The organism is Actinomadura atramentaria DSM 43919 (assembly GCF_000381885.1).
GTDB classification, from domain to species: Bacteria; Actinomycetota; Actinomycetes; order Streptosporangiales; family Streptosporangiaceae; genus Spirillospora; species Spirillospora atramentaria.
The window spans coordinates 141,627-156,096 of record NZ_KB907218.1; the positions used below are offsets into that span (position 1 = coordinate 141,627).

The following is a 14,470-nucleotide window of genomic DNA, read 5'->3' on the forward strand; positions in this document are numbered from 1 at the left end:
ATCCGCCCAACTCGCCCTCGATCGCGTCGGCCCGTCCCGACCCCAGCCGGAGGCCCGCCCCGTGCGCAGACGCATGTCCTTGTCCCTCGCCGCCGCCGCGATCACCGCCGCCCCGCTCCTCACCGTCCCGCCGGCTCTCGCGTCGACGCCGACGGTCAGGGCCGAGGTCACCTACGACCGTCTCGACCCGAAGCGGGAGGTCACGCTCACCGTGCGCGCCAGCGACCCCGCCGGTGTCCGGTCCGTCCGTGCCGCCCTCACCCGGCGCGCGCTCGGCGAACCCACGTTCCAGAGCGTGGACGGCTTCACCCGGACGTCCGGCAGCGACACGGACAGCACTTGGACGGCGAAGTACACCGCCGACACCGACCGGCACCCCGGGCCCGTCTCCGTGCTGGTGACGGTCGTGAACGCGGATGGAACATCCAAGTCGCAACAGACCGGATACACAGACTGCTACGTCACGGAGATCGAGGCGACGGCTCCGGACAAGCGTCTGAGCCTCGCGGACCCCGACGCCGCGGTCGACGGCCGCCGCACCGTCCGCACCTCGCGCGATGACGCGCCCGGCCCATCCCGGGTGGGGCAGTGATCGTCGACGGTCGGCAGGGCCCCACGACCACCGACGACGGCCGGTTCACGGCGAACCTCAGCAATGTCGCGTCCACCGAGCTGCGGTTCTCCGCGACCGGCTCGTCCTGCGCGGCGTTGAGAAAGGTGAGCTTCACCGTCGATCAGCTCCCCGTGTCCTTCATGGCCGAGTTCAAGGCCCCGAAGCCGCTGCCCGCCGGAGAGCCCGCCACCGTCACCGGAGTCGTCAGGCGCACCCTGGCGGACGGCACGATCACCGGTGTCGGCGGCGTGGCGGTCGAGGTCAGGACATGGAAGGACGGCAGGCCGATCGACCACACCGCCATCTCCGCAGCCGACCGGACGTACTCCTACACCTGGATTCCTGATGAGAGCGGCGCGTGGGTGGCGTCGATTCCCGAAATCCCGTTCGTCAAAGGCAGCAAGCTCATCAGCGGCACCTTCGACATACAGAACGGGACGGCCGCCTTCACCTGGAAGGCACCATTCCCGAGCACATCGGCGGCGATCTCGGCGGAACGCTCCTGGTGCGGCTGCAGCGGACGGGCGACTACGCGGGCGCTGGCGCGACGATCCAGATCCAGTTCAAGGCAGCGGGCACGTCCACCTGGAATTCCTGGGGCACGACTCGCACGACGAGCAAGGGCACTTCACAAAGATCTTCACCGCGTCAAAAGACGGCACCTGGCGCGCCGTCTACAACGGCAGCACCACCTACACCGCCTCCACCAGCCCCACCGACTACGTCGACGTCCGCTGAGTAGCGCGCCCCGGGACGTTCCACGTGGAACGTCCCGGGGGTTTTGGAGGGGGATACTCGGGCGCGGGGAAGGGGCTGGGGCCGGTAGCCTCGGGGCTGTGATCGACCTGCGAGCTCTTCGAGAGGACCCCGAGCGGCTGCGTGCTTCGCAGCGGGCGCGGGGGGAGGACGAGGCCGTCGTCGGCCGCCTGCTGGAACTGGACGAGCGGCGGCGGTCCGCGCAGTCCTCGTTCGAGACGCTGCGGGCCGAGCAGAAGAGCTTCGGCAAGTCCGTGTCCCGGGCGAAGGGCGACGAGCGCGCCGAGCTGCTCGCCCGCGCCAAGGAGCTGTCGCAGCAGGTCAAGGAGGCCGAGGCCGAGGCGGACCGGCTCGGCGAGGAGCTGACCGCGCTGCTGCGGGTCGTCCCGAACATCATCGAGGACGGCGCCCCGGCGGGCGGCGAGGACGACTACGTCGTGCTGGAGCACGTCGGCGAGCCGCCGGTGTTCGACTTCGAGCCGAAGGACCACCTGGAACTGGGCGAGAGCCTCGGCGCGATCGACATGGAGCGCGGCGCCAAGGTCGCGGGCGCGCGGTTCTACTACCTGACGGGCGTCGGCGCGCGGCTGCAGTACGCGCTGCTGAACCTGGCGATGGAGCAGGCGGTGGCGGCCGGGTTCGTCCCCATGTACCCGCCGGTCCTGGTGAAGCCGGAGGCGATGGAGGGCACCGGGTTCCTCGGCGCGCACGCCGCCGAGGTGTACCGGCTGGAGGCCGACGACCTGTACCTGGTCGGGACGTCGGAGGTCCCGCTCGCCGCGTACCACATGAACGAGATCATCGACGAGCTGCCGCGGCGGTACGCGGCGTGGTCGTCGTGCTTCCGGCGCGAGGCGGGGTCGTACGGCAAGGACACGCGCGGCATCATCCGCGTCCACCAGTTCGACAAGGTGGAGATGTTCTCCTACTGCGACCCGGCGGACGCGCACGCCGAGCACCTGCGACTCCTGGAGTGGGAGAAGGAGATGCTGGCGACGGTCGAGCTGCCCTACCGGGTGATCGACGTCGCGGCGGGCGACCTCGGCTCCAGCGCGGCCCGCAAATACGACTGCGAGGCGTGGGTGCCGACGCAGAGCACGTACCGCGAGGTCACCTCGACGTCGAACTGCACCGAGTTCCAGGCGCGGCGGCTGTCGGTGCGGCACCGCGACGCGGACGGCAGGAACCAGCCGGTCGCGACGCTGAACGGCACGCTCGCCACGACCCGCTGGATGGTCGCGATTCTGGAGAACCACCAGCAGGCGGACGGTTCGGTTCGGGTACCCGAGGCGCTGCGCAAATACCTCGGGCAGGACGTGCTGGAGCCCGTCAAGAAGCGCTGACGCCGAAGGCTCAGGCGAGGAGCCGCGCCCGGAGTTCCGCGAGCGTCGCCGCGTCGATGCCGAGGCCGTCGCGCAGGAACGCGTCGAAGCTCCCGTAGTCGCGGTCGATCTGGTCGAAGGCGGCGTCCAGGAACGACGCGCGGACCGTGAACAGCGGCGCGACGATCGACGGGTCGATGCCGAACTGCCGCAGCGCCGCGAACGTCTTCTCGTTCCCGGCGGCCAGCTCGTCGTTGGAGCGCAGGTAGTCGGCGTACACCTGGTCGCGGCCCACGCCGAGCGCGGTGAGCAGGATCGCGGTCATGGTGCCGGTCCGGTCCTTCCCGGCGGTGCAGTGGTAGAGGACCGGGCCGTCGCCCGAGGCGATGCGCTTCAGCGCGGCGGCGAACTGAGCGCGCGCGGACGCGTCGTGGACGAACCCCCGGTACGACAGCTCCATGATCGCGGCGGCCGGGTCGCCGCCGCCGAACGCGCCGGTCAGGGTGTCGCCGCCGAGGTCGAGGATCGACGGCGACAGCGTGTCGATCGGCGCGGCGACCGCCGTCACCCCGGCGGGCAGGACGTCCTTCCCGCCGAACAGCACCTCCCCGGTGGAGCGGAAGTCCACGGCCGCGCCGAGCCGCAGTTTCGCGAGCGCGGCGACGCCCGCCGCCGTGACCTTGCTGAGAGAGGCGGACCGGTACACGATCCCGGTGCGGACGGTGTGCCCGTCGCCCGTGGTCTCGCCGCCGACGGCGCGGACGTTCTCGGCCCCGTCCACCGCGATCGACGGGGCGGGCGCGGCCGCCGCGGGCACGGCGGCGGCAAGGGGAAGGATCAGCAGCGGGGCCGCGACGGCGGGCACGCACCAACGGGGGGATGAAAGGCGCATAGCGGAACGGTAGAGCCCCGAACGGGATTCGCGGAAGGTCGCCTAATGTGTGTTCAGCCGCCCGCCAGGAAGGTGCCATGACCACGCAACCACGACTGATCGCCACCGACCTCGACGGGACGATCGTGCGCTCGGACGGAACGGTCTCCCGGCGCACCGTCGCGGCGCTCGCCCGCGTGGAGCAGGCCGGCGCGACGCTCGTCCTGGTCACCGGCCGCCCGCCCCGCTGGATGACCGACATCGCCGAGGCGGTCGGCCACCGGGGCGTGGCGATCTGCGCGAACGGCGCGGTGCTGTACGACCTGCACACCGAGCGGGTCCTTGAGGCCCGGCTGATCGAGCCCGAGACGATCGCGGACGCCGTCGAACGGCTCCGCAAGGCCGACCCGGAACTGCGGTTCGCCGTCGAGTACCCGACCGGGTTCGTGTTCGAGGCCCGCTACAACCTCGGCCGCTGGGATGCCGACGCGCTCGGCGGGCGGCCCGTGGACGGCGAGACGCTGGTCAGCCGGGGCGGCACCAAGCTGCTCGCGTTCCACCCGACCGCCGACCCCGACCGGCTCGCGGCGACCGCGCACGAGACCGTCGGGGACCTCGTCACCGTCACCCACTCGTCCGGCCGGGGCCTGCTGGAGATGAGCGCGCACGGCGTCACCAAAGCTAGCGCGCTCGCCGCGTTCTGCGCCGAACTCGGCGTGGCCGCCGCGGACGTCGCCGCGTTCGGCGACATGCCCAACGACCTGCCGATGCTGACCTGGGCGGGCACGTCCTACGGCGTCGCCAACGCGCACCCGCTGGTGCTCGACGCCGTCACGAACCGCGCGGCGCGCAACGACGAGGACGGCGTCGCCCAGGTCCTCGAACGGCTCTTCCCCTAGAGGTACGGCCCGGAGTGCGAACCGCCGCGCTCGTCCTGGCCGCCGCCGCCCGCGCCGCCCGGCGTCATCCCGGCCGGAAGCGCGCGCCGCATCTGCTCAAGCTGCGCCCGCGCCGCCATCTGCTGCGCGAACAGCGTCGTCTGGATGCCGTGGAACAGGCCCTCCAGCCAGCCGACGAGCTGCGCCTGGGCGATCCGCAGCTCGCCCTCGCTCGGCACCTGGTCCTCGGCGAACGGCAGCGACAGCCGCTCCAGCTCCTGGACCAGTTCGGGGGCCAGCCCGTCCTTCAGCTCCTTGATGGAGGACTGGTGGATCTCGCGGAGCCGCGCGCGGCTCGCCTCGTCCAGCGGGGCGGCCTTCACCTCGTCGAGCAGCTGCCGGATCATGCCGCCGATCCGCATGACCTTCGCGGGCTGCTCGACCATCTCCGCGACGGACTTCTCGCCGCCCTCCTCGCCGTCCCCGGCGCCGCTCAGCGCGATGCCGTTCGGGCCGACGACGAGTACCTGCGGTTCCTGGTCCGGACCGTTCTGCTGCTCCTCAGTCATAATCCCTCGATTCTCACACGACCAGAAGAATCTTCCCGACGTGGACGCTGTCCTCCAGGAGCCGGTGCGCGAGCGCCGCCTCCTCGATCCGGACCGTCCGGTCGACCACCGGCCGCACCCTGCCCGACTCCAGCAGCGGCCACACGTGCTCGCGGACGCCCGCCACCACCGCCGCCTTCTCCGCCGCCGGCCGCGCGCGCAGGCCCGTGGCGTGGACGGACGCGCGCTTGGCGAGCAGCGCGCCGAGGTCCAGCTCGCCCGTCGCGCCGCCCTGCAGCCCGATGACGACGAGGCGGCCGCCGGTCGCGAGCGCCCGCACGTTCCGGGGAAGGTACTTGGCCCCCATATTGTCCAGGATCACGTCGAACGGGCCGTACTCGACGAAGTCGTCCTCGCGGTAGTCGACCGCGTCGCCCGCGCCGAGCGCGCGGCACGCGTCCGCCTTGCGCTCGCTGCCGACCGTGCAGGCGACGCGCGCGCCGAACTCGCGGGCGAGCTGGATCGCCATCGTGCCGATGCCGCTGCCGCCGCCGTGGACCAGGAACCGCTCGCCCGCCGCGAGCCTCGCGAGCTGGAAGACGTTCGACCAGACCGTGCAGACGACTTCCGGCAGCGCCGCCGCGTCCACCAGGTCGACGCCGTCCGGGACGGGCAGGAGCTGGCCCGCCGGGACCGCGACGCGCTCCGCGTAGCCGCCGCCCGCCAGCAGCGCGCACACGCGGTCGCCGACGCGCCAGTCGGAGACGCCGGGGCCGACCGCCTCGACCGTCCCGGACACCTCCAGGCCGGGGTAGTCCGGCGCGCCCGGCGGCGGCGGGTAGAAGCCGAGCCGCTGCATGACGTCGGCGCGGTTGACGCCGGCCGCCGCGACCGCCACGACGACCTCGCCGGGCGCGGGCTCGGGATCGGGCACCCGGGTCCAGGTCAGGACATCCGCGTCGCCCGGCTCACGGATCACGATGGCATGCATGATCCTCACGCTACCGGGCGGTCCACCACGGCCGATTTCCCTTCGCCGTTCATCTATGAGACGTTGCCGATTCGGCTTTGCAGCAGCGATGCTGGTCTTTTGCCGCCGGGTATCCTGCCGTGGGGCGATGCTGACCTACTCCGGTGACGATCGTTGAGAACGCGGCCGAGAGGAGAGACGGTGGCAAGGAACGATCACGACGGGCGTTCCCTGGAGGAGCGGCTGGCCTCGCTCGACGCGATGAGCGGCGAGTCCGACGCCGAACCGGCGACCGGCAAGATCGAGCCGCCCGGAGCCGCCGCCGCGCCGTCGCAGCCGCAGCCGCCCGCCGAGCCGTCGAACCCCTGGCTGGCCGCGCCGCCGTCGAACGGTGCGCCGGGCAGGCCCCCGCAGGACTTCGGGCAGCCGCCGCCGGGCGCGCCCGCCGGGCCGCCGCCGTTCGCCGAGCCGCTGGCGCCGCCGCCGTACGCGGTCAGCCCCGAGCCGCCGTTCATGGGTGCGCCGCCGCCCGCGCCCGCTCCGGATGACGCGACGATCGCCGAGCCGCCGCCCGCCGCGAGTCCGGACGACGCGACGCAGGTGAAGGAGCGGCCCGCTCCGTCGCCGTGGGAGTCGCGGTCCGGCGAGAACGACGACGACGCGCCGCTGCCGCCCTTCGTGGCGCCCGCGCCGCCGTTCGCCGAGGACCGGGGGCCGTCCGGCGCCGCGGGTTCGCCGGACGATGACGCCACGCAGGCTCGTGAGCTGCCGGGATATCCGTCCGCTCCGGCTGAGACGGCGCGGCCGTTCACGCCCGGGCCCGCGCCGTTCGCGGGCGGGCCCCCGCAGGGGCCGCCGTCTGGCGGGCCGGGGCCGTTCAACGCGCCGCCGCCCGGTGGGACGGGGCCGTTCGCCGGGCCGCCGCCGCAGGGTCCGCCGCCGGGGCCGCCGCCGTACGAGGCCGGACGGCCCGCGCCCGGTGGGCCGTTCGAGCAGGGTCCGCCGCCGCCCGGGCCGGGGCGTCCGCCGTTCGGGAACGGGCCGGACGCGCCGCCGCTCGACCGGCTGCCGCCTTACCCGTCCGCGCCGCCGGGGCCGCCGCCGGGCCAGCAGGGGTTTCCGCCGGGTCCGCCGCCCGGTGCGCCGCAGGGACCGTCCGCTTCTCAGGGTCCGCCGCCCGGTGGGCCGCAGGGGCCGCCGGCCCCTCAGGGCCCGCCGCTCGGTGGGCCGCACGGGCCGTCCGCTTCTCAGGGATCGCCGCTCGGTGGGCCGCAGGGGCCGTCCGGTCCGCCGCAGCAGGGTCCGCCGCCCGGTGTTCAGCAAGGTCCGCTGTCCAGTGGACCTCAGGGGTTTCCGCAGGGCGGCCAGCAGGGGCCGCCTGTCGGTCCGCCGCCCGGTCCGCCGCAGGGCGTGCCGCCCAACGTTCAGCAGGGCCCGCCCGGGTTCCGGCAGGGACCGCCGCCGGCGCAGCAGGGGTTCCCGGCGGGGCCTCCGCAGCAGGGTTACGCCGGGCCGCCGCAGGGACCGTCCGGTGGTTTCCCGCAGGACGGCTACCCGCCGCCCGGCGCGTACGAGCAGGCCCCGCAGAACGCGGAGAGCCTCAGCTCGGAGAACCTGCTCGGCGAGCGGCGCATCGCCCCGTCCGGCGGCTGGCGGCGCGCGGTCTACAAGGCCAGCGGCGGCAACATCCACCCCGGCGAGTCGTCCACCGAGCTGCGCCGCAAGGACCTCATCGAGCGGGCGCGGACGACCGTCGTCGGCGGGCACCACCGCGTCGCGGTGATGTCGCTGAAGGGCGGCGTCGGCAAGACGACCACCACGACGGGTCTCGGGTCGATGCTGGGCTCGCTGCGCGGTGACCGCGTCATCGCCGTCGACGCCAACCCCGACCGCGGCACGCTGTCGGACAAGGTGCGGCTGGAGACGGCGGCGACGGTCCGCGACCTGCTGAACAACCGCGACCAGGTCCAGCGGTACGCGGACGTCCGGGCGTTCACGTCGCAGAACGAGGCGCGGCTGGAGGTCCTGGCGTCCGACCGCGACCCGGCGGTCAGCGAGGCGTTCAGCGCGGAGGACTACTCGGCCGTCGCGGCGGTGCTGGAGCAGTTCTACTCGATCTGCATCACCGACTGCGGGACGGGCCTCCTGCACTCGGCGATGGCGGGCGTGCTGGCGCTGGCGGACCAGCTCGTCCTGGTCAGCTCGCCGTCGGTGGACGGCGCGCGGTCCGCGAGCGCGACGCTCGACTGGCTGGAGGCGCACGACCACGGGCACCTGGTGCGCAACGGCGTGGTGGTGCTGTCGATGGTGCGGAACCGGACGCGCAGCCAGGTCGACCTGGACAAACTGCAGGCGCACTTCGAGAGCCGCTGCCGCGCCGTCGTCCGCGTCCCCTACGACGACCACCTGGAAGAGGGCGCGGAGCTCGAACTGGACGCGCTCGCCCCGGCCACCCGGGAGGCGTATCTGACGCTGGCCGCCGTGGTCGGCGACGGATTCGTCCACCAGCGTCCGTCCTGACGTGGAACGCCCCGCGGGCGGCTAGAGTCGCGGTCCGTGGGGGACGGAATCTACGTGGGCAGGGCGGCGGACGACGCCGCGACGGACCGGGGCTGGCTGCTCGGGCACTTCAAACCGCCCGGCGACATCCGGCACAGCGAGGACGTCGAGATCAAGTGGGGCGTCCACGACCGGGGCGACCGGCGCGCCGAGTGGGCGCGCGGCGAGACGCGGACGGCGCTGCTGGTGCTGATCAGCGGCCGGTTCCGCCTGGAGTTCCCCGGCCGGGACGTGGTGCTGTCCGAGCGTGGCGAGTACTGCGTGTGGGCGCGCGGCGTCGACCACTCGTGGGAGGCGGAGGAGGACGGGACGGTCGTCATGACGGTCCGCTGGCCGTCCGTCCCCGGATACGCGGTCTGAGGCTTCGTTCCGGTTTCCCGCGAAAGATCACGAAGCGCCGGACAGGGCCGGGGCGCGGCTTCTACGATGCGTCCTAGTCAGCGGTGAGTGGCGCGCGAGGAGTGACGCATGGCGGACCGGCAGACCGACTGGGCGTCCCTCGGGATCGACGTCACCAAGCCCAGCATCGCGCGGACCTACGACGTCGTGCTGCGCGGCAAGGACAACTTCGAGGTCGACCGGGCGTTCGTGGACGAGATCGTCAAGGTCGTCCCGGAGATCTACGACGTCGCCACCTACAACCGCGAGGTTCTGGGGCGCGGCGTCCGCTACCTGGCGGGCGAGGCCGGCATCCGGCAGTTCCTCGACCTCGGGTCGGGGCTGCCGACCGTGCAGAACACCCACCATGTCGCGCAGGCGACGGACCCGTCGTGCCGCGTCGTGTACGTGGACAACGACCCGATCGTCCTCGCGCACGGCCGCGCGCTGCTCGCGGAGAACGACCGCACCGGCGTCGTCACCGCCGACCTGCGCGAGCCGGAGGCGATCCTCGCGGCCCCGGAGGTCCGCCGACTGATCGACTTCTCGCAGCCGGTCGGCGTGATGATGGTCGGCATCCTTCACCACCTGCACGACGACGAGGGGCCGCAGCGGATCGTCGACACCTTCATGGACGCGGTCCCGTCCGGCAGCCACCTGTTCGTGACGCACTTCTGCGCGTCCAGCGAGGAGTCGCGGGACGCGGAGCAGAAGTACCTCGCGCTGCTCGGCACCGGCCGCTTCCGCACGCCCGAGGAGATCACCGCATACTTCGACGGCCTCGAACTGCTGGAGCCGGGCGTCGTCCCACTCCCCCTCTGGCGGCCGGACGGCCCGGCCCCCACCGACCTGAGCGTCGGCCAGCGCCTGATGTTCGGCGGCATCGCCCGCAAACCCTGACGTCCGCCGGACGCGTAGGGGTCACTCGCTCCGCGTAAGTGCCCGAACTTCATTCGGCCTGTCAACTTCGGGCCGGATGACCTTTCGTACTGGACGTAGGGGCTGTGGCTGGCAGCCACAGCGGTCGCGCGGAACTTCAACCAACGCGGGACTTAAGTTCCCTACGAACGGGCACGCACGCCGAGCGCCTTCGCGAGATTCCAGAACGTCTCCTCCGCGAAGTCTTCCCGCGTTACAAGGATCTGTTCAATGACGCTTGCGGTGGCCGAACTTCCCCACTGCCCAGCCCACAGGACGGCGCGCCGCGCAGCTTCTCCGACCGGATAGGCACCGCGTTCCAAGGCAGCACGCAACTCCGCGACTTCGGCGAGATAATCCGTGTCGTCTTCCAGGATGACGGGCTCATCCTCTCCGTCCGCCCATTCGACCGGGGGCGGGCAGAGATGCGGGATGACGTCCTCGATCCTTACCCATGCGGCCCAAACGCCGTTGGCCGGGTCAGCACCGACGATGTACGCGCCGTCGCTGTCGAAGACGTACGCGCCGAGGACGGGAGAACCCGTTTCGCGCACCAGTGCGGCCGGGGACCGCGCCCCAGTCTTCGAACTCCGACGGCCCGTCGTGCCGTGTCCATCCGCCGCTGAGATCGAGTGGGTCGGTATTCGCCCACGGTTGCAGCGTTTTCAGCGCGCTCGTGCGCCTCGCATCCCACACGCACAGTATCGAGCCGGAAAATCCCATCGTCCCCTCCCATGCGGAGGACGATACGGGGTGCGGCCGACAATCAAAGAGGGGTGCGGGGGATGGTCGTGTAGCGGGAGCGGAGGGTGGTGAGCAGCGGGTTGGCGGGTGGGTAGTCGATGGTGTCGATACGAATGACTTCGCGGATGCCGAAGGTGGCGTTGGTGGCGACGGCGGCGTCGAAGCGGGGTAGGTCCGCGAGGCTCACGGGGGCTCGTTCCGTCCGCTCGTAGGAGTTCGCCAAGAGGAGCGCGGTGATGCCGGGGAGTGCGGGGGACGTCGGCCAGATGACGCGGTCACCGGTGATGAAGGCGATGTTCCAGGTCGGGCCTTCGGAAATGGACGACGTGGGATCGTGGAAGAGCGCGTCGTCGTACCCTTCGGCGCGGGCGGTGCGGCGCTGCCACAGTGCGCCGAACAGGCCGACGTGCTTCACCTCGGGGGTCTCGCGGATGAAGGCGGTGGTCCGGAGGCGCAGCGGCGGGGGCGGCGTGGTTGCTGCTTTGCGGGTCGTCACCAGGATGCGGGGATGGCCGGGGGCGCCGGGGTTTCCCAGATCTGTGTCGGGGTCGAAGACGGTGACGCGGGCGACGCACGGGTCCGTGCGGTCGGCCGTCGCCCGGCGGACGAGGGCTCGCACGCGCGCGACGTCCAGGTCCGCTCCGAAGACCGCGCGGCAGTCGCGCCGCAGCCGTTCCAGGTGCGCCGCCAGGCCGCGCACGCCCCGCCGCTCCACGAGCATCGTCGTGAAATGCCCGTAATTGACGAGTGCGAGCGCCGCGAGCTGGTCCGCCGTCACCGGCACGCCGTCGAGTTCCGCCACGCGACCACCTTCCCATCGCAGAACGGTTCGGCCGCACCTCTGGAAGCGTTGTAGTCGCGCGGTTACCCTCGAAGCGGCACCGGTGTCGGCGAAAGGCGACCGATGAGCGACGCGAACAGGCGCAAGTCCCAGGTCCCGTCCTCGCAGGCTCCGCGCGGCGGCGAGGTCGTGTCGGGCGGCGCGGGGATGTACGGCCCGACCGTGCCGGGCGGCGGCGAGATGCCGGGCGTCCGCGCGGCCTACGACGAGCTGCTCGCGAGCGGCAGGCCGCCGTCCCCGCCGAAGGCCCCGTGGTCGCGGGAGTGGATTCCGACCGGCCCGCGCCCCGACATCCCGCAGGCCGGCTCGGCGCAGTGCCCGCGCTGCAAGGGCACCAAGAAGGACCCCGACACGGGCTCGTACTGCGGCATGTGCGCGGGCGCCGGCACGATCTGAGTGCCCCTGGTCCGGGCGCTCCAGGAACGCGCGGCGCGAGCGCTGCCCGCCGAGCGGGTCGAAGACGCCGGGGGCTGGTGGTTGCGCCACGCCCCCGCGTCGTCTTGGTGGATCGGCACGGTGCTGCCGCATTCCGGTGGCCGCTCGGGCGACCTTCTGCGCCGCGTCGAGCGCGCCGAGGAGTTCTACGCGCGGCGCGACTCGACTGCGCGATTCCAGATCAGTCCAGGCGCGTGCCCGGATGGCCTCGACGCCGTTCTGGACGAACGCGGCTACCGGCGGCATGGCCTGATGTCCCTGCGGACGGCATCGACGGCCGATGTCGCCCGGCGTGCTTCGGCGTTGCGAGTCCGCGTGGCCGATCGGCCCGACGCGCACTGGCTGGATGCTTGGTACGCCGTTCACGGTCACGGCGAGCCCGCGGCTCATGTGGGCGTAGACGCCGTTGGCGCGCCTGTGGACCTCTCACGTCCTGGCATCCGTTCCGAGTTCGCGTTGCTCGGCCGCGTGCGAGCGCCGTCCGCGTTCGCGTCCGTGCTGGATGACGGCGCCGTCGTCGCGGTGGGTCGCGCGGTCGCCGACGCGGGATGGGCGGGCGTGTTCGGCATGGCGACGCTGCCCGCCGCGCGCGGGCGGGGGGCGGCACGGTCGGTGCTCGGCGCGCTCGCCGACTGGGCGGCTCAGCAGGGCATCGACCGCATGTACCTCCAAGTCGAGCGCGACAACGAGGCTGCGCTGCGGTTGTACGACGGGGCAAGGTTCACCGAGGTCTGCCAGTACCACTACCGCGCCGCCTCGTAGGGCTCGCGAGGTCCCCCGGCCGGGTGGGGTGCCCGGCCGGGGATGGGTCAGGCGCGTTGGTGTTCTTCCCAGGTGACCTTCGGGACCTGGGGGCCGTCGTCGGGGCCTCGGTTGGCGAGGCCGTTCTGGCCCAGGTAGTAGTCGCCCGCCTGGTGCTGCGCCTGCGGGGACTGGTCGGTGTCGGAGATCGCCACGGCGTGGATGTGGTACGGCCAGTCCGCCTGGGCCGGCGTGCGCAGCCAGGCCGCGAAGCCGACCTGGCGGAGGGCGCGCACCACGTTCGTGCGGGTGGCGCCGGACATGCCGGACACGGAGATGTCCACGACGCCGCCGCCGTCGTGCGTGCCCGCCGAGGCCGGGTCGCCGCCCGCGTTGTACGAGCCCTGCGTGAGGACGAACGTCCGGGACAGCAGGGTTTCAGCGGCGGCCAGCATCGTCTTGGTGCGGGTGTTGACCGTCACGCCTCGGTACGTGACGCGGCTGCCGGGCGTGATCGTGTTGGTGACCGTGTAGCGGCCGTCACCGAGGAGCTGCAGCGACGTCCGTCCCGGCAGCCCGGACGCGTCCAGCCCCGAGTAGCCGAGGGACCGCTGGTAGGCGGCGTACGCCTCGACGGTCTTGGTGCCGAAGTGCCCGTCCACGTAGGCCGGGTCCAGGAGGTTCTTGGCATCGAGGGCCTGCTCGACCTGGAGCACGCTGGCCTGCGCGCCGGGCGTCAGCGCGGTGTCGGGACGGCGCGGGTCGATCTGCGCCGCCTTGATCACCGCTTCCATGTCGACGGTGGGCAGGGCCGCCCGGGCGGGCGCGGCGACGGCCGAGCCGAGCACCGCCAGCAGCGCGACCGCCGCGATTCGCCGCCGCATCAGCCGCAGTGCTCGTACGGGCTGGTGTACGACGACGAGCCGACCGATCCGCCCCACTGCACGCAGGTCGAGGCCGCGGCGACCGTGACCGGCCCGGCGTAGTAGGCGAAGTTCCCCGAGTCCGTCACCTTGGAGCCGCCCTGCGCCTGGACGTGGGCGGACACCGCGGACGCCGTTCCGACGTTCGTCGACTTGATCGTCGTCACGCAGTTCCTCTTGGACCCGGAATTGTAGAGAAGGTAGACGCGGCCGCCGGTCAGCGCGTACGAGTCGATCACCGAGTAACCCGATCCGCAGACCTCAGTCGGCGTGTACGGATTGCCGCCGCAATTGTTGTTGCTGGTGAAATCCGTGTGGGCGTAGTAGGGCACCGCCCGGCCGTCGAGCACGGCCTTCTGGACGGTCCCGTTGAGCCGCTGCTCGTAGTGCAGGTGCGGGCCGGTCACGTTACCGGTGGCGCCGGCGTTGCCGATCTTCTGGCCGAGGGACACCGACTGCCCGACCGAGACCGACTGCACCGACAGGTGCGCGTAGCGGGTGGTGTAGCCGCCGCCGTGGTTGATCTCGATCCACCGGCCGTAGCTGGTGCTGCCCTCGTTCGCGACGCGGGAGACGGTGCCCGAGGCCGAGGCCAGCACCGCCATCCCGTTGATGTTCGATTTCTGGAAGTCGACGGCGTAGGCCGGGCTGTGCCCGGAGAACGTCGCCGCCGTCACCGTCGTGCCGCAGGAGAACGGGACCTGGAAGTTCGGCGCGGCGACGGCGTCCTGCGCCGGGACGACGACGCCGAGGGCCGCCAGCGTCCCGGCCACGGCCAGGGCCAGTCTTCGGATGATTCGCATGGGGTCGTTACCTCCGCTGCGCGGGGGGAGCGCGGATTCGATCACCGACATCGTCGGCCGACGCGTGCGATCTTTCCAGTGAGAAGGTCATTACCTCTGCCGTAACACGCGGGATATACGGCCCGTCCGCGTGGTGACCCGGCCCGGCCGGAACCCACTTCGTGAACGTT

General features: G+C 72.4%; 16 protein-coding genes. 8 read left to right on the forward strand and 8 right to left on the reverse strand.

Annotated elements, in window-relative coordinates; all coding sequences use genetic code 11:
* Positions 1-73 precede the first annotated feature (73 nt).
* The gene (locus G339_RS0124005) at positions 74-592 is read left to right on the forward strand and encodes a hypothetical protein (RefSeq protein WP_019633608.1); all 519 of its coding nucleotides are present in this window, start codon (positions 74-76) and stop codon (positions 590-592) included.
* 142 nt (positions 593-734) lie between these two features.
* Here the strand turns inward: G339_RS0124005 and G339_RS0124010 are convergent, their stop codons facing one another.
* Positions 735-917 carry a hypothetical protein gene (locus G339_RS0124010; protein ID WP_019633609.1) on the reverse strand — a complete coding sequence of 61 codons (183 nt, stop codon included), beginning with the start codon at positions 915-917 and terminating at the stop codon, positions 735-737.
* Positions 918-1,449: 532 nt separating this feature from the next.
* On the opposite strand from G339_RS0124010, the gene serS reads away from it, so the two are divergent.
* Complete coding sequence (serS, locus tag G339_RS0124020) at positions 1,450-2,712, forward strand: serine--tRNA ligase (RefSeq protein ID WP_019633611.1); 1,263 nt, start codon at positions 1,450-1,452, stop codon at positions 2,710-2,712.
* Positions 2,713-2,722: 10 nt separating this feature from the next.
* On the opposite strand, the gene G339_RS35125 is transcribed toward serS, so the two are convergent.
* The gene (locus G339_RS35125) at positions 2,723-3,583 is read right to left on the reverse strand and encodes a tyrosine-protein phosphatase (RefSeq protein WP_084693389.1); all 861 of its coding nucleotides are present in this window, start codon (positions 3,581-3,583) and stop codon (positions 2,723-2,725) included.
* Positions 3,584-3,660: 77 nt separating this feature from the next.
* On the opposite strand from G339_RS35125, the gene G339_RS0124030 reads away from it, so the two are divergent.
* Complete coding sequence (locus G339_RS0124030) at positions 3,661-4,461, forward strand: HAD family hydrolase (protein ID WP_019633613.1); 801 nt, start codon at positions 3,661-3,663, stop codon at positions 4,459-4,461.
* On the opposite strand, the gene G339_RS0124035 is transcribed toward G339_RS0124030, so the two are convergent.
* Both G339_RS0124035 and G339_RS0124040 read right to left on the reverse strand, forming a co-directional pair.
* The gene (locus G339_RS0124035; RefSeq protein WP_019633614.1) at positions 4,458-5,009 is read right to left on the reverse strand and encodes a bacterial proteasome activator family protein; all 552 of its coding nucleotides are present in this window, start codon (positions 5,007-5,009) and stop codon (positions 4,458-4,460) included. The genes G339_RS0124030 and G339_RS0124035 overlap by 4 nt on opposite strands.
* A 13-nt stretch (positions 5,010-5,022) precedes the next feature.
* Entirely contained in the window at positions 5,023-5,979 is a 957-nt protein-coding gene (locus G339_RS0124040; RefSeq protein WP_019633615.1) for an NAD(P)H-quinone oxidoreductase, read from the reverse strand.
* Between the two features lie 180 nt (positions 5,980-6,159).
* Between G339_RS0124040 and G339_RS39130 the strand changes: the two genes are divergently transcribed.
* The 3 genes from G339_RS39130 to G339_RS0124055 all read left to right on the forward strand — a co-directional run bounded on the left by G339_RS39130 (position 6,160) and on the right by G339_RS0124055 (position 9,795).
* Positions 6,160-8,478, forward strand: coding sequence for a nucleotide-binding protein (locus G339_RS39130; protein WP_240489882.1), 2,319 nt, complete (start codon positions 6,160-6,162; stop codon positions 8,476-8,478).
* A gap of 36 nt (positions 8,479-8,514) precedes the next feature.
* The gene (locus G339_RS0124050; RefSeq protein ID WP_019633618.1) at positions 8,515-8,877 is read left to right on the forward strand and encodes a cupin domain-containing protein; all 363 of its coding nucleotides are present in this window, start codon (positions 8,515-8,517) and stop codon (positions 8,875-8,877) included.
* Between the two features lie 108 nt (positions 8,878-8,985).
* On the forward strand, positions 8,986-9,795 hold the full coding sequence (locus G339_RS0124055; protein ID WP_019633619.1) for an SAM-dependent methyltransferase: 810 nt from the start codon (positions 8,986-8,988) through the stop codon (positions 9,793-9,795).
* A 161-nt stretch (positions 9,796-9,956) separates the two neighbouring features.
* Here G339_RS0124055 and G339_RS0124060 read toward each other — a convergent pair whose 3' ends face one another.
* Both G339_RS0124060 and G339_RS40595 read right to left on the reverse strand, forming a co-directional pair.
* Positions 9,957-10,367, reverse strand: a complete 411-nt coding sequence (locus tag G339_RS0124060) for a hypothetical protein (RefSeq protein WP_019633620.1) — start codon at positions 10,365-10,367, stop codon at positions 9,957-9,959.
* A 212-nt stretch (positions 10,368-10,579) separates the two neighbouring features.
* On the reverse strand, positions 10,580-11,359 hold the full coding sequence (locus G339_RS40595) for an aminotransferase class IV family protein (protein WP_019633621.1): 780 nt from the start codon (positions 11,357-11,359) through the stop codon (positions 10,580-10,582).
* Positions 11,360-11,461: 102 nt separating this feature from the next.
* Between G339_RS40595 and G339_RS40600 the strand changes: the two genes are divergently transcribed.
* Both G339_RS40600 and G339_RS40605 read left to right on the forward strand, forming a co-directional pair.
* A complete protein-coding gene (locus G339_RS40600; RefSeq protein WP_019633622.1) occupies positions 11,462-11,794 on the forward strand; it encodes a hypothetical protein in 333 nt (110 codons plus the stop codon).
* Positions 11,795-12,595 carry a GNAT family N-acetyltransferase gene (locus G339_RS40605; protein ID WP_019633623.1) on the forward strand — a complete coding sequence of 267 codons (801 nt, stop codon included), beginning with the start codon at positions 11,795-11,797 and terminating at the stop codon, positions 12,593-12,595.
* 47 nt (positions 12,596-12,642) lie between these two features.
* Here G339_RS40605 and G339_RS0124080 read toward each other — a convergent pair whose 3' ends face one another.
* Positions 12,643-13,458: a peptidoglycan-binding domain-containing protein gene (locus G339_RS0124080; protein WP_019633624.1), complete on the reverse strand. Its 816-nt coding sequence runs from the start codon at positions 13,456-13,458 to the stop codon at positions 12,643-12,645.
* The gene (locus G339_RS40915; RefSeq protein ID WP_019633625.1) at positions 13,458-14,300 is read right to left on the reverse strand and encodes a M23 family metallopeptidase; all 843 of its coding nucleotides are present in this window, start codon (positions 14,298-14,300) and stop codon (positions 13,458-13,460) included. The genes G339_RS0124080 and G339_RS40915 overlap by 1 nt, the downstream gene beginning before the upstream one ends.
* Positions 14,301-14,470: the final 170 nt, after the last annotated feature.

What these genes read in the sequence shown, in the direction of transcription:
- G339_RS0124080 (WP_019633624.1), bottom strand. Translation starts at nt 13,458, where the DNA reads ATGCGGCGGCGAATCGCGGCGGTCGCGCTGCTGGCGGTGCTCGGCTCG.
- G339_RS0124010 (WP_019633609.1), bottom strand. Translation starts at nt 917, where the DNA reads ATGGCGGTGTGGTCGATCGGCCTGCCGTCCTTCCATGTCCTGACCTCG.
- G339_RS0124040 (WP_019633615.1), bottom strand. Translation starts at nt 5,979, where the DNA reads ATGCATGCCATCGTGATCCGTGAGCCGGGCGACGCGGATGTCCTGACC.
- G339_RS40915 (WP_019633625.1), bottom strand. Translation starts at nt 14,300, where the DNA reads ATGCGAATCATCCGAAGACTGGCCCTGGCCGTGGCCGGGACGCTGGCG.
- G339_RS0124030 (WP_019633613.1), top strand. Translation starts at nt 3,661, where the DNA reads ATGACCACGCAACCACGACTGATCGCCACCGACCTCGACGGGACGATC.
- G339_RS35125 (WP_084693389.1), bottom strand. Translation starts at nt 3,583, where the DNA reads ATGCGCCTTTCATCCCCCCGTTGGTGCGTGCCCGCCGTCGCGGCCCCG.
- G339_RS40600 (WP_019633622.1), top strand. Translation starts at nt 11,462, where the DNA reads ATGAGCGACGCGAACAGGCGCAAGTCCCAGGTCCCGTCCTCGCAGGCT.
- G339_RS0124055 (WP_019633619.1), top strand. Translation starts at nt 8,986, where the DNA reads ATGGCGGACCGGCAGACCGACTGGGCGTCCCTCGGGATCGACGTCACC.
- G339_RS0124035 (WP_019633614.1), bottom strand. Translation starts at nt 5,009, where the DNA reads ATGACTGAGGAGCAGCAGAACGGTCCGGACCAGGAACCGCAGGTACTC.
- G339_RS0124005 (WP_019633608.1), top strand. Translation starts at nt 74, where the DNA reads ATGTCCTTGTCCCTCGCCGCCGCCGCGATCACCGCCGCCCCGCTCCTC.